Origin of the sequence: Nocardia asteroides, assembly GCF_900637185.1 — a bacterium.
GTDB lineage: Bacteria > Actinomycetota > Actinomycetes > Mycobacteriales > Mycobacteriaceae > Nocardia > Nocardia asteroides.
The window spans coordinates 2,044,775-2,058,058 of sequence record NZ_LR134352.1; the positions used below are offsets into that span (position 1 = coordinate 2,044,775).

Sequence of the window (13,284 nt, forward strand, 5' to 3'; positions counted from 1 at the left end):
GGGTCGTTATGTAGTTGTCGCCGGTGGGTGGTCCGGCCCGTGACCAGGGGATATCCCAAGTATGTTCCGGGATCGGCCAGAAATCCAGGGGGTGCGGGCCGGACGCCGGTCATGTCGGTGCCACCTGCTTGGATGGTGGCCATGCTGCACGGTCTGTGGTCCCCCGGGTCGGGCCTGCTGCTGTGGCACGACGCCGAACCGGTCGCCGTGGGGTCGGTGCTCGGCGAGCTGCTCGAGCGCGCCCGCTTCCGGCACCGCGCCCAGGTGCTCGTCGTCGACGCCACGGGGCAGACCGACACCGCCGAGGTGCGCGCGCACGCGCTCGCGCCACCTACGGCGGCTGTCGTGCTGCGCAGCCGGCTGGCGCGCGAGCACATCTCCGGTGACCTGCGCTTCCTCGGCCACGTCGCGCGCGGGGTGGAACGCTGGGTGCGGGCCGGCCGGGTGGTGCCGCAGGTGGAGCGCGGCGACGGCCAGTGGTGGGTGCGCTGGCGGCTGGTCGGCGGACAGCGGCAGCGCGCGTGGCTGGCCGAACTGGCCGCAGCCATGCCCGCGGCGCTGCGGGTCGCCGGATCGCCCGCCGCGGTGCTCGACGACCTGGTCACCGAGCTCACCGACCCGATCGCCCGCGAGTTCCTGGCACACCGCACCCTCACCCATCCGCTGCTGCGATCGCTGGTCGACGACACCCCGCTCGAGGTGGGCTCCTACCGGCTGGCGGAGACGCTGTCGCAGTGGCGGGCCGGGTACGCCGCCGACGAGCCCGAACTGGTGCTGCGGCTCTGCGAGCCCGACGGCGAGTTCGGCGCCGTCGACGAAACGGTGGCGCTGTGGCGGTTGCAGGTATGCCTGCGCCCGGTCGACGACGCGCCCAAACCCGTTGCCCTCGATGATGATCCGGTGCTGGTGCGTACCGCCGCCGAGAAGCTCGGGCAGGCCCGCAAGGCCTATCCGCGACTGCGCGACCTGCCCGTCGACCCGCGCGGCCTCGACCTGCTGCTGCCCACCGAGGTGGTCGCCGACCTGGTCGCGCACGGCGCGCACGCGCTGCAGGAGGCCGGTATCCGGCTACTGCTGCCGCGCGCCTGGAACATCGTCGAGCCGAGCATGCGGCTGCGGGTGAGCAGTCCCGCGGCCGCCGAATCCACCGTCGGGTTGAGCGGATTGCTGTCCTACCGTTGGGAATTGGCACTCGGCGACCTGGTGCTCACCAAGGCCGAGATGGAACGGCTGATCCGCAGCAAGTCGAATCTGGTCCAGCTGCGCGGGGAATGGGTGCAGGCCGATCATCGCGCGCTCGCCGCGGCGGCCCGCTACGTCGCGCTGCACGCCGACGACACCCCGATCACCCTGGCCGACATGATCGGCGAGCTCGCCGCCGAACGGGTCGACAATGTGCCGGTCACCGAGGTCACCGCCGACGGCTGGGCCGCCGAATTGTTCGCCAGGGAGGGCGAACCCGAGCCGGTCCCGGTGCCGATCGGCTTGAAGGCGGAGCTGCGCCCGTACCAGGAACGCGGCCTGAGCTGGCTGGCCACGATGAGCAAGCTGAACTGCGGTGCGATCCTGGCCGACGACATGGGCCTGGGCAAGACGGTGCAGGTACTGGCTCTGCTCGCGCACGAACGCGAGGCCGCCGGCGACGCCGTCGGCCCCACCCTGCTGGTGTGCCCGATGTCGGTGGTGGGCAACTGGCAGCGCGAAGCGCAACGCTTCACCCCCGATCTGCGAGTGCTCGTCCACCACGGCGCGGGCCGCCTGACCGGCGCGGAATTCGCCGCTGCGGTGGCGGATTCGGACCTGGTCGTGACGACCTACGCCCTGCTCGCCCGCGACGCGACCCTGCTCAGCGAGCAGCGGTGGGAGCGGATCGTGCTCGACGAGGCGCAGCACATCAAGAACGCCGCCACCCGCCAGTCCCGGGCCGCGCGCGCCCTGCCCGGCCGGCATCGGCTGGCGCTCACCGGCACCCCGGTGGAGAACCGGCTGGAGGAACTGCGCGCGCTGTTCGACTTCGCCATGCCGAAACTGCTCGGCAGCCCGCAGTCGTTCCGCGCCAAGTTCGCCGTGCCGATCGAGCGGGAACGCGATCAGCAGGCCGTCGACCGGCTGCGGCTGATCACCGACCCGTTCGTGCTGCGCAGGCTCAAGACCGACCCGGCCGTCATCAGCGATCTGCCGGAGAAGCTGGAGATGACGGTCCGGGCCAACCTCACCGTCGAGCAGGCGGCGCTGTACCAGGCCGTGGTCGACGACATGCTGGCCAAGCTGAAGGACGCGAAAGGCATGGCGCGCAAGGGCGCGGTGCTCGGCGCGCTCACCCGGCTCAAGCAGGTCTGCAATCATCCGGCGCATTTCCTCGGCGACGGTTCCCCGATCCTGCGGCGCGGCAGCCACCGCTCCGGCAAGCTGGCCCTGATCGAGGACGTGCTCGACGCGGTGGTCGCCGACGGCGAGAAGGCCCTGCTGTTCACCCAGTTCCGCGAATTCGGTGAGCTGGTGCTGCCGTATCTCACCGAACGGTTCGGCACCCCGATCCCGTTCCTGCACGGCGGGGTGTCCAAGAAGGGCCGCGACGAGATGGTCACCGGCTTCCAGACCGAGAACGGCCCGCCGCTGATGCTGCTCTCGCTCAAGGCGGGCGGCACCGGGCTCAATCTCACCGCCGCCAATCATGTTGTCCACCTGGATCGCTGGTGGAATCCGGCGGTGGAGAACCAGGCCACCGACCGCGCGTTCCGGATCGGCCAGCAGCGCGCGGTGCAGGTCCGCAAGCTGGTCTGCGTCGACACCATCGAGGAGCGGATCGACGAGATGATCAGCGGCAAGAAGCAGCTGGCCGACCTGGCCGTCGGCGCGGGCGAGAACTGGATCACCGAGCTGAGCACCGACGAACTGCGCGACCTGTTCACCCTGGGCGCCGAGGCGGTGGGGGAGTAGATGGCCGATTTCAGTCAGTTCGGGCCGCGCAGGCCGGTCACCGGCGGTGCGGCGGCCAGGGGCGGGTTCGGCCGCACCTGGTGGGGCAAGGCGCTGCTCGACGCGGTGGAGAAAGTCGCCGACGCGGGCAGGCTCTCGCGCGGGCGCACCTATGCCAGGGCCGGGCAGGTGGTGAACTACCGGATCGAGCGCGGCGCCGTCACCGCCGAGGTGCAGGGCAGCCAGCCCAGCCCCTTCACCTCGGTGCTCACCCTGCGCCCGCTGCGCGCGGAGGAGATCGACCTGCTGCTCGCCGAGATCAGGGAGGCGCCCGGCATGCTCGCCGAGATCGCCTCCGGCGCACTGCCGCCCGCGCTCGGCCCACACCTGCTGCCGACCACCGCCTCCGAGCTGGACTTCTCCTGCAGCTGCCCCGACATGGGCTGGCCGTGCAAACACGTCGCCGCCGTCTGCTACCTGCTGGCCGAGCGCCTCGACGAGCAACCCAGCGATATCCTCACCCTGCGCGGCCTGGACCTCGACACCCTCATCGGCGGCGTCGAGAAGTCCACCCGCGCCACCGAATCCGCCGACCCCTACGGCGACGACCTGGTCCTGCCCGAGCTGCCCCGCGTCGAGTTCCACCCCGTCATCGACGACCTCGATCCCGTCCCGCTCCGCCGCGCCCTGCGGATGACGACCGAGGACGAGCAGGCCGCCGCCCTCGGTCTACGCGAATTACGTTCCCTCTACCCGGAATTCGAGAGCTGAGCTCAGGGGAGTTCGTACTCGAACCAGATGTGGTGGGTGCCGGTGGCGTCGACGGACAGCGCGCCGGTGCCGGTGATGCCTGCCAGGTCGGCGGTGCCGCTGGCGGGGACGATGTGGAAGAACTCGTCGGTGCGATCGGTGCCCGCGGTGGTGGCGGAGTGGACGAAATTGAACGCGCCCGCCTTACCGTGCAGGGCGCCCTCGAACGACTCCATGGCGATATAGGTGCCCGCGCCGCCGGCGATGTCGAAGGCCGCCGTGAACAGGGTGGCCGAGCGGCCGGTGATCTCGCCCGCGTACTCCTTGGTCATCAGGGTGACGCCGACGGGCAGCGCGGTGGCGATGGGTGGCTGCGGTTGCAGGTCGGTGGGGTCGAACGCGGTGAGCTCGAATGTGCCGGTTGCCTTCATGCGGCGATGCTAGACCGGGCCACCGACAGATCCGGGCCTCCGCGCCGGATCACTCGGCCGGGTCGATGCGGTAGACCCGGACGGCGTTGCCGCCGAACACCTTCCGCAGGTCGTCGTCGCTCGCGCCCGCGTCGGTGAGCGCGGTGGCCACCGTGTGCACCGCCCCGGTGAGGCTGGTGATCGGCCGGTCGACCGGGAAGTTGGAACCCCAGACGAGCCGGTCGGGCCCGAAGACGGCCAGCGCGTGCGCGAGCAGTGGCCGCACCCGGTCGACCAGGGTGGGGACCGGCGTCGGCACGCCGCGCCGGGGCACCGGGTGACCGAGGACGGGCATCATCAGACCGCTGACCTTGGCCACCACATTGGGCTGCGCGGCCAGATCGGTCAGGTCGTGCTGCCAGCGGTCGAACAGCGCCTGGCGCTGCGCCACCGTGTGTCCGGTGTCCTTGCCCACCGGACCGAAGATGCCGGCCGGGGTGGCCAGGTGGTCGAGCACGATCGGCACCTCGGGGAACCGCTCGGCCAGTGCCGTCACCTCGGGCAGCTGACCCGAGTACAGCCAGGCGTCGAAAGACAGCCCGCGCTCGGCCAGCTCGCCGAACCCGTCGAGGAAGGCCGGATCGGTGAGCCTGCCGTCGTGCGCGGCGAACGACTTCACCGCCGGATCGGGGTGGTAGGCGACCGTCGAGCGGATTCCGCGTAGCAGCGGGGAGGCGGACTGGTGCGCGTCCAGGACCGCGGCGAAGTCGGCCGCGGCGGGATCGGCGCCGCCGACGACGGAGGCCAGCGCCGGGGTATCGACACCGAACGGCAGGCTGGCCACCCAGCGCGTCTCGTCGGGTTTCCAGGCCGACCACTCCGCCTCCACGTGCCCGATGCCGCGCACGGCGGTGCCGCCCTGGTCGGACCGGTAATCCGCGGGCAGATACGGGCCCATGTAGGCGATCGGGTCGCCGACGAATTCGCGATCCCGGCGCGGCATGAATTTCGCCGCGATATCGACCGAGATCGGGAGGTAGCGCAGCAGCTTGGCGTGCGGGCTGAACAGCCGTGGCGTCGTGTGCGGGTCCCACTGGTGAATGTGCGCATCGATGATGTCGAGCTCGGTCAGGTCCATTGCTGTGCGTCCCATCGCCGCCGCTGGCAGTGTGCTGGCGGCAATTGTCACACGCCGTCACCGGGCGTGTACGGATTCGCGGCCGCGGCTATCGCCTCAGACGGTTCGTCGATACTGGCCGCCGACGGCGAAGAAAGTGTCGGTGACCTGCTGGAGACTGCACACCCGGGCCGCGTCCATCAGCACCTCGAAAATATTGCCGTCGGTGTGCGCCACCTCGGCCAGCCTGGCCAGCGCGCGATGGGACCGCTCGGCGTTGTCGTCGGTGAACTCGCGCAGCCGCGCCAGCTGTGAGCGGCGTTCGGCCTCGGTACCGCGCGCCAGTTCCAGCGGTCCGTGCGCACCGTCGTCGCCGTGGCCGCGGAAGGTGTTCACCCCGACGATCGGCAGCGAACCGTCGTGTTTGCGCTGCTCGTAGCGCATGGATTCGTCCTGGATGCGGCCGCGCTGATAGCCGGTCTCCATCGCGCCGAGCACCCCGCCGCGTTCGCTGATCCGCTCGAATTCCAGCAGCACGGCCTCTTCGACCAGATCGGTGAGTTCGTCGATGACGAAACTGCCCTGCAACGGGTTCTCGTTCATCGCCAGGCCCCATTCCTTGGCGATGATGAGCTGGATCGCCAGCGCGCGGCGTACCGAATCCTCGGTGGGGGTGGTCACCGCCTCGTCGAAGGCATTGGTGTGCAGGCTGTTGCAATTGTCGTAGACGGCGATCAGGGCTTGCAGCGTGGTGCGGATGTCGTTGAACTGCATTTCCTGCGCGTGCAGCGAACGGCCGGAGGTCTGCACGTGGTACTTCAGTTTCTGCGCGCGTTCCCCGGCGCCGTAGCGCTCGCGCAGGGCGATCGCCCAGATCCGCCGGGCCACCCGGCCGATCACCGTGTACTCCGGGTCCATGCCGTTGGAGAAGAAGAACGACAGGTTCGGCGCGAAGTCGTCGATGGCGAGTCCGCGAGCGAGATAGGTTTCGACGTAGGTGAATCCGTTGGCCAGGGTGAAGGCCAGCTGGCTGATCGGGTTCGCACCCGCCTCGGCGATGTGATAGCCCGAAATGGACACCGAATAGAAATTGCGCACGTCGTTGCGGACGAACCATTCCTGGATGTCGGCCATCATCCGCAGACTGAATTCGGTGGAGAACAGGCAGGTGTTCTGGCCCTGGTCCTCCTTCAGGATGTCGGCCTGCACCGTGCCGCGCACCGTCGACAGCGTGCGCGCCCTGATCCCGGCCGCCTCGGCGCCGGTGGGTTCGCGGCCGTGGTCCTCGGTGAAGCGGTCCAACGCCTGGTCGATGGCGGTGTTGAGGAAGAACGCGAGGATCGTGGGGGCCGGGCCGTTGATGGTCATCGAGACCGAGGTGGTCGGCGCGCACAGGTCGAAGCCGTCGAACAGGGTGCGCATGTCCTCGATGGTGGCCACCGAGACCCCCGAGGTCCCGACCTTGCCGTAGATGTCGGGACGTTCGGCGGGGTCGTGGCCGTAGAGGGTGACCGAGTCGAACGCCGTGGAGAGCCGGGTCGCCTCGGCATGCGCGCTGAGCACCTTGAAGCGCCGGTTGGTGCGGGCGGGGTCGCCCTCGCCGGCGAACATCCTGGCCGGGTCCTCGTTGTCGCGTTTGAACGGGAAAACCCCTGCGGTGAACGGGAATCGGCCCGGCAGGTGCTCGGCGCGCAGGAAGCGCAGCAGCTCACCGTGATCGGTGTAGCGCGGCAGCGCGACGCGGGAGATGCTGGAGCCGGACAGGGATTCGCGACGCAGCGGCGTCCGGATCTCGCGGTCGCGCACGCGCACCACCTGTTCGGCGCCCCGGTAGCTGTCGGCCAGGGCGGGCCACTCGGCCAGCAGCGCGGCCGAATCCGCCGACAGTTCCGCGCGGGCGCGGGCGAGCAGATCGGCGACAGCCGCGTCGTCGGGCAGCTCCGCGTGCACCAGGTCGAGACGCTGAACCCGTTGCGCCGCAGCGACTTCCCGGGCGGTGTCGGCGTGGTAGGCGCGCACGGTCTCGGCGATCTCGGCCAGGTAGCGCACCCGCGCCGGCGGCACCAGCTGGGCGAACCGGGTGGAGACCTTGGTGTCCACCCGGGGGAGCGCGCCCGGTTCCAGCGGCAGGCCGTGCTCGCTGAGCAAGCCGGTGAGGTGCTGGTAGAGGGCGGTCACGCCGTCGTCGTCGAAGGTGGCCGCGCTGGTGCCGAAGACGGGCATGTCGGCGGGGGAGGCGCCGAATTCCGCACGGTTGCGGATCAATTGGCGGGCCACGTCGCGCACCGCGTCGGCCGCGCCTCGGCGCTCGTACTTGTTGACCGCGACCACGTCGGCGTAGTCGAGCATGTCGATCTTCTCCAGCTGGGAGGCTGCGCCGAACTCCGGTGTCATCACGTAGAGCGCCACGTCGACGTGGTCGACGATGCCCGCGTCGCCCTGGCCGATGCCGGGAGTCTCCAGGATCACCAGGTCGTGGCCCGCCGCCCGGCAGGCGGCGATCATGGTGTCGATGTCGTCGGGCAGTTCGTGATTGCCGCGGGTGGCCAGCGACCGGAAGTAGACGTGGTCGCCGTCGAGGGCGTTCATCCGGATGCGGTCACCGAGCAGCGCGCCACCCGCGCGGCGCCGGGTCGGGTCGACGGCGAGCACCGCGACGCGCAGCTTGTCCTGCTGGTCGGTGCGCAGCCTGCGCACCAATTCGTCGGTGAGCGAGGACTTTCCGGAGCCGCCGGTGCCGGTGATGCCGAGCACCGGCACCCGGCGCTTGGCGGCGGCGGCCACGATCGCGGCCCGGTCCGGTTCCGGTAGCGCGCCCTGCTGGAGGCAGGTGATGGTGCGGGCCAGGGCGCGGCGGTCGCCGGTGTAGAGCGCGTCGAGATCGGGGCCGGTGGCGGCCGGGTCGACGTCGCAGGTGCGGATCAGTTCGTTGATCATGCCGGGCAGACCGAGGCGCTGGCCGTCCTCGGGGGAGAAGATCCGTACGCCGCAGCGCGCGAGCCGCTCGATCTCCTCGGCGACGATCACGCCACCGCCACCGCCGAAGATCCGCACGTGCCCCGCGCCCGCCGCGCGCAGCGACTCGGCCAGGTACTCGAAGAACTCGAGGTGGCCGCCCTGGTAGGAGCTCACCGCGACGCCCTGCACGTCCTCCTCGAGCACCGCGTCGACGATCTCGCGGACCGAGCGGTTGTGGCCGAGGTGGATCACCTCCGCGCCCTGGGCCTGGAGGATGCGCCGCATGATGTTGATCGCGGCGTCGTGCCCGTCGAACAGCGCCGCCGAGGTCACGAATCGCACGGGATGGACGGGAACGTGCAGCGCGCCGGACTCGCTCATGACTGCCTCCGCAGTTGCTGTTACGGCCAATACTAGGACGTCCAACTAATTCTAGTATGAACTGCGTCACTCCGGCGCGAAACGCGGCCATCGATCCTTCGGCGGAAATCGCGGCCACGTCGACATACTCGACGAATGGTTCGCGAACACAGGGTGGGTGTGGCGCTCGAGCGGCTGGTGGCGTCGGGTGTGCTCAGCGGAGACCAGCGGACAGCGGTGCTGCGGGCCGTCGACGCCGAGGAGCGAGCCGAGCGGGCGGGTGCGGGACGGATGATCGCCGAGGTCGTCGCCTATCTGGGCGCCGGGCTGATCGCGGCCGGGGTCGCGTTGTTCCTCGGGCGGGCGTGGTCGGAGGTGGCGCAGACCGGGCGGGTGGTGCTGCTGCTGGTCGTGGCCGGGTGCGCCACGGCGGGTGGGGTGCTGCTGGCAGGCGGGTGCGACGGGGTCTTCCGGCGGGTGCCGATCGCGTCGGCGGGCCGGACCCGGCTCGCGGCCGTGCTGCTCGCGCTCGCCGCCGGGGCGGTCTGCGGCGCGGTGGTCACCGCGTTCGGCGGGCACGGCGACGACGGTGTCGAGATCGCGGCGGCGTTCGCCGGATTCGCGACCGCGGTGCTCGGCTATCTGCTGGTGCCGACCGTGCTCGGGATGGTCGTGACGGGCGCCTTCGGCACCGGCGCCGTGGTGAGTGCCACCTCGGAGCTGTTCGGCTACCGGTCGGCGTGGTCCGGCGTGCTGTTGCTGCTGTTCGGGGCGCTGTGGTCGCTGCTCGCCTGGCGGCGGCTGTTCGTCGCGGAGTGGGCGGGCTACCTGATCGGCGGGGCGATCGCGGTGGGCGGCGCGCAAACGGTGACGCCCGGTGATTCACTGTGGCGGCCCGGCCTCACCGCGCTCATCGGCGTGCTCGCCCTGGCGCTGTACGCGCTGCGTCGCGAGCCGGTGCTGGTGCTCGGCGGTGCGGCGGCGATCGCGATCGCGGTCGCCCAGACGGTGGCCGAGTACACCGACGGCGGGCCGGTCGCCGCGAGCGTGGTGCTGGCGATCGGGGCGCTGGTGCTCACGGTCGGGCTGGTCGTCTTGCTGACCGCGCCGAAACGGGCGGGATGAGTCAGCGGATCAGGGTGGTCTGCTGCGCGCGGATGGTGCGGAAGAAACGCGGGCCCACATCGGCGCCGTCGTGGTTGTAGCTGTCGATGATCTCGGCCAGCTCGGCGGCCAGCCTGCGCAGGTCCTCGGTCGCCGCGATCCGGTCGTACTCGTCGGACTCCCAGCCCCAGTCCTGCGGGATGTCGTCGATGGTGACCACGATCTGATCGGCGAACGGCGTGCTCACCGACACCGTGAGCGCCGCGGGCGCCGCCGCCAGCGGGCTGTGCACGGTGAGCTCGCCCGGCCCGCCGACGACCGCGAAATTGCGGGCGAAGGCGATGTCGTCGCGGACCGACTCGACGATCGAGGCCGTGCTCGCGTGCCTGCCCGGCCGGTCGTGCCGCGCGCCGTAGACGCGGTCGGCCGCGGCGCGCGTGACGTGGTCGCCGTGCGACTTCCGCAGGATCCGGTCGAGCATGCGCTGGGCCGTCGCCCGTTCGTCCGCGCCGGTGGCGTCGTGCTCGATGAGCGCGCGCAGGCGGGTGATCCGCGCGAAGTGGTCGGTGCTCATGGCCTGATTGTGCCCCAGGCGACACGGTGTCTTGTGTCACAACGGCCCGCTGGGGTGTCCCGGGTCCGCCGCGCCGTCCCTATCGTGGCGATCATGAGTGAAGCGGAAGTGCTGTTCGAGGTACGCGACGGGCTCGGTCTGATCACCCTGAACCGGCCGCGGGCCATCAACGCGCTCAACCACTCGATGACCCTGGCGATCGGCGAGACGCTGCGCGCCTGGGCCACCGATCCCGCGATCACCACCGTCGCGATCGTCGGCGCGGGCGAGCGCGGGCTGTGCGCGGGTGGCGACATCGTCGCCATCCACCGCGACGCCAAGGCCGTCCTCGACGGCGCCGCCGGCCCGCTGGAGACCGGCACCGCCGCGTTCTGGCGCGACGAATACCTGCTCAACGCCCTGATCGGCAGCTACCCGAAGCCGTACGTGGCGGTGATGGACGGCATCGTCATGGGCGGCGGCGTCGGCCTCTCGGCGCACGGCAGCCACCGCATCGTCACCGAACGCTCGCAGATCGGCATGCCCGAGGTGGGCATCGGTTTCGTGCCCGATGTCGGTGGTACCTATCTGCTCTCGCACACGCCCGGCGAGATCGGCACCCACGTCGCGCTCACCACGGCGCGCATGGGCGCGGGCGACGCCATCGCGGCCGGTTTCGCCGACAGCTACGTGCCCTCGGCCGAACTGCCCGCCCTGCTCGAGGCGCTGCGCACCACGCCCGCCGACGAGGCCATCGCCCAATTCGCCACGGCCGCACCGGAATCCGAGCTCGCGGCCCAGCGCGACTGGATCGACGCCTGCTACGCGGCCGACACGGTCGAGGAGATCGTCGACGCGCTGCGCGCCGCCGGTTCCCCCGAGGCGAGCAAGGCCGCCGACGACCTGCTGGCCAAATCGCCGGTCGCGCTGAAAGCCACCCTGCGCGCGCTGCGCGCGGCCGCCACGCTGACGCTGGGCGGCGCGCTCAACGCCGAATACCGCATCACCGTCGCCGCGCTGAACACCCACGACCTCGCCGAGGGCATCCGCGCCCAGGTGATCGACAAGGACCGCATGCCGCGCTGGTCGCCCGCCACCCTCGCCGACGTGAGCCCGGCCCAGGTCGACGCCTACTTCGCCCCGCTGGGCGCGCGCGAACTGGGTTTGCCCGCGTAGCCGCCCGGCGGCCCGGCTCGGTATCGTCAGCGTCATCCGTGACCACTGATGAACAAGAGGGTGCCTGGTGACCGATTTCGAGACGATTCTGCTGGAGCGCAAGGGCGGCAGCGAGGGTAAGGGCGGGGTCGGCTGGATCACGCTGAACCGGCCCAAGGCCCTCAACGCACTCAACGCGCAGGTCCTCGACGACGTCATCGCCGCGCTCGACGAGCTCGAGGGCGACGACTCCATCGGCGCCGTCGTCATCACCGGGTCGGAGAAGGCCTTCGCGGCCGGCGCCGACATCAAGGAGATGGCGCCCAAGTCCTACATGGACATGTACATGTCGGACTTCTTCGCCCGCTGGGACCGCCTGGCCAACTTCCGCAAGCCGACTATCGCCGCGGTCGCGGGTTACGCCCTCGGCGGTGGCTGCGAGCTGGCGATGCTGTGCGACATCCTGATCGCGGCCGACACCGCCAAGTTCGGTCAGCCCGAGATCAAGCTCGGCGTGATCCCCGGCATCGGCGGCTCGCAGCGGCTCACCCGCGCGGTCGGCAAGGCCAAGGCCATGGACCTGATCCTGACCGGCCGCAACATGGGCGTCGAGGAGGCCGAGCGCGCCGGGCTGGTCTCGCGGATCGTGCCCGCCGACCAGCTGCTCGACACCGCGCTCGAGACCGCGCAGACCATCGCCTCGATGTCGCTGCCGGTCGCGATGATCGCCAAGGAAGCCGTGAACCGCGCCTTCGAGACCACCCTCGCCGAGGGCCTGCTGTTCGAGCGTCGCGTGTTCCACTCCCTGTTCGCCACCGACGACCAGAAGGAAGGCATGGCCGCCTTCGTCGAGAAGCGGACGCCGAACTTCACCAACAGCTAGTTCTGTTTCACCCGTAGCGAGCCGTCGGTGAGCTGGGCGGGAGTCGGCGCGGTGCCCTGTTCCGGGGACCGCGCCGACGTGTTGTCGGTGCCGAGCAGACCGGCGACCGTGCCGCCGAGCGTCGCCGTCACCGCGACCGCGGCCAGGAGTTTTCGGCGACCGGGCCGCTGCCCGGCCTCCCGGAACGACTGCGCCGCGCCCGCCCGCAACCGCGGCATCCGCAAGCGGGCGGGCGGACGCTGTGCGGCCAGCAGCACAGCGCCGCGCGCCGAGACATAGTCCGGCTCGGGGTCGTAGACGATCGGCAGCCCGATCCGGCGCGCCAGATCGGCCCGCAGCGACGGATTGCGGGTACAGCCGCCCAGCAGGACCAGCGCGCCGGGCCGTATCCCGCTCTCCTCGACCACCTGGCGCACGAACGACGCCGAATGATGCAATCCCGCCTCGCACAGCTCGGCCAGATCGCTGCGGGTCACCACCGCGCGCTCACCGGTGCCCGCGTCGGTGGCGGTCACCACGCGCGCCCGGCTCAGCGACTCCCGGTGCGCCCTGGTGGTGCGGGCGTCGGTCAGCACCCCGCCGCGGGCCAGCTGCCAGCGCAGCAGCGCGTCGTAGCCGTCACCGCTCAGGACCGTGCTGCGGCGGCTCGCCAGAATCGTGTCGGTGCGGCAGTCGGCATGGGTGACCGTCAGGCCGGAGCAGCCGAGGTCGTACAGGATCACCGAATCGGTGGCGGGCAGCATGCCGGTGAACCGCAGATACCGCAGCTGCGCCAGCGGCTCGTCGACGATGCCCACTTCGGACCTGCCGACCGCGGCCCGGATCGCGTCGGCGTGCGACTCGCTGCGACACGTCACCGCCGTGGCGGTCACGCACTCGCCGCGGGCCAGCGCGGCCACCCGCATCCGGCGCAGCACCGACAACACCGCTTCTTCGACCGATCCGCCCGACCTGCGCGGTAGCCGGAGCCGGTCCACCGGGGGCAGGTGCGGCTGATCGGAGTGGGTCAGCACGGCGCGGGCACCACCCGCACCCGCCGATACCCCCAGGACCAGCACCATGCGCTACATGGTGG

At 71.0% G+C, this 13,284-nt stretch carries 10 protein-coding genes; 5 read left to right on the top strand and 5 right to left on the bottom strand.

The features are described 5' to 3' along the window. The first annotated feature begins 141 nt into the window (after window positions 1-141). Together EL493_RS09475 and EL493_RS09480 are read left to right on the top strand one after the other, a co-directional pair. A complete protein-coding gene (locus EL493_RS09475) occupies window positions 142-2,940 on the top strand; it encodes a DEAD/DEAH box helicase (protein ID WP_022567390.1) in 2,799 nt (932 codons plus the stop codon). Continuing rightward, a complete protein-coding gene (locus tag EL493_RS09480; RefSeq protein WP_019045375.1) occupies window positions 2,941-3,690 on the top strand; it encodes an SWIM zinc finger family protein in 750 nt (249 codons plus the stop codon). 2 nt (window positions 3,691-3,692) lie between these two features. On the opposite strand, the gene EL493_RS09485 is transcribed toward EL493_RS09480, so the two are convergent. The 3 genes from EL493_RS09485 to icmF form a co-directional block, all read right to left on the bottom strand. Next, window positions 3,693-4,100 carry a DUF3224 domain-containing protein gene (locus EL493_RS09485; RefSeq protein WP_019045376.1) on the bottom strand — a complete coding sequence of 136 codons (408 nt, stop codon included), beginning with the start codon at window positions 4,098-4,100 and terminating at the stop codon, window positions 3,693-3,695. A 49-nt stretch (window positions 4,101-4,149) separates the two neighbouring features. Further along, the gene (locus tag EL493_RS09490; protein ID WP_198040782.1) at window positions 4,150-5,232 is read right to left on the bottom strand and encodes an amidohydrolase family protein; all 1,083 of its coding nucleotides are present in this window, start codon (window positions 5,230-5,232) and stop codon (window positions 4,150-4,152) included. An 81-nt stretch (window positions 5,233-5,313) separates the two neighbouring features. After that, on the bottom strand, window positions 5,314-8,535 hold the full coding sequence (gene icmF / locus EL493_RS09495; protein WP_019045378.1) for a fused isobutyryl-CoA mutase/GTPase IcmF: 3,222 nt from the start codon (window positions 8,533-8,535) through the stop codon (window positions 5,314-5,316). Window positions 8,536-8,670: 135 nt separating this feature from the next. Here icmF and EL493_RS09500 point away from each other — a divergent pair, with 135 nt between their 5' ends. Continuing rightward, window positions 8,671-9,639 (top strand): DUF2157 domain-containing protein, encoded by a 969-nt coding sequence (locus EL493_RS09500; protein ID WP_019045379.1) that lies wholly within the window; start codon window positions 8,671-8,673, stop codon window positions 9,637-9,639. Window position 9,640: 1 nt separating this feature from the next. Here the strand turns inward: EL493_RS09500 and EL493_RS09505 are convergent, their stop codons facing one another. Continuing rightward, entirely contained in the window at window positions 9,641-10,192 is a 552-nt protein-coding gene (locus EL493_RS09505) for a hypothetical protein (RefSeq protein ID WP_019045380.1), read from the bottom strand. Window positions 10,193-10,285: 93 nt separating this feature from the next. Between EL493_RS09505 and EL493_RS09510 the strand changes: the two genes are divergently transcribed. Beyond that, window positions 10,286-11,347 (top strand): enoyl-CoA hydratase/isomerase family protein, encoded by a 1,062-nt coding sequence (locus EL493_RS09510; RefSeq protein ID WP_030200272.1) that lies wholly within the window; start codon window positions 10,286-10,288, stop codon window positions 11,345-11,347. A 67-nt stretch (window positions 11,348-11,414) separates the two neighbouring features. Then, window positions 11,415-12,209: an enoyl-CoA hydratase gene (locus EL493_RS09515; protein ID WP_019045382.1), complete on the top strand. Its 795-nt coding sequence runs from the start codon at window positions 11,415-11,417 to the stop codon at window positions 12,207-12,209. Here the strand turns inward: EL493_RS09515 and EL493_RS09520 are convergent. Then, a complete protein-coding gene (locus EL493_RS09520) occupies window positions 12,206-13,270 on the bottom strand; it encodes an Hsp70 family protein (protein ID WP_019045383.1) in 1,065 nt (354 codons plus the stop codon). The genes EL493_RS09515 and EL493_RS09520 overlap by 4 nt on opposite strands. Between the last annotated feature and the right edge of the window lie 14 nt (window positions 13,271-13,284).

What these genes read in the sequence shown, in the direction of transcription:
- EL493_RS09475 (WP_022567390.1), top strand. Translation starts at nt 142, where the DNA reads ATGCTGCACGGTCTGTGGTCCCCCGGGTCGGGCCTGCTGCTGTGGCAC.
- EL493_RS09480 (WP_019045375.1), top strand. Translation starts at nt 2,941, where the DNA reads ATGGCCGATTTCAGTCAGTTCGGGCCGCGCAGGCCGGTCACCGGCGGT.
- EL493_RS09485 (WP_019045376.1), bottom strand. Translation starts at nt 4,100, where the DNA reads ATGAAGGCAACCGGCACATTCGAGCTCACCGCGTTCGACCCCACCGAC.
- EL493_RS09490 (WP_198040782.1), bottom strand. Translation starts at nt 5,232, where the DNA reads ATGGGACGCACAGCAATGGACCTGACCGAGCTCGACATCATCGATGCG.
- icmF (WP_019045378.1), bottom strand. Translation starts at nt 8,535, where the DNA reads ATGAGCGAGTCCGGCGCGCTGCACGTTCCCGTCCATCCCGTGCGATTC.
- EL493_RS09500 (WP_019045379.1), top strand. Translation starts at nt 8,671, where the DNA reads ATGGTTCGCGAACACAGGGTGGGTGTGGCGCTCGAGCGGCTGGTGGCG.
- EL493_RS09505 (WP_019045380.1), bottom strand. Translation starts at nt 10,192, where the DNA reads ATGAGCACCGACCACTTCGCGCGGATCACCCGCCTGCGCGCGCTCATC.
- EL493_RS09510 (WP_030200272.1), top strand. Translation starts at nt 10,286, where the DNA reads ATGAGTGAAGCGGAAGTGCTGTTCGAGGTACGCGACGGGCTCGGTCTG.
- EL493_RS09520 (WP_019045383.1), bottom strand. Translation starts at nt 13,270, where the DNA reads ATGGTGCTGGTCCTGGGGGTATCGGCGGGTGCGGGTGGTGCCCGCGCC.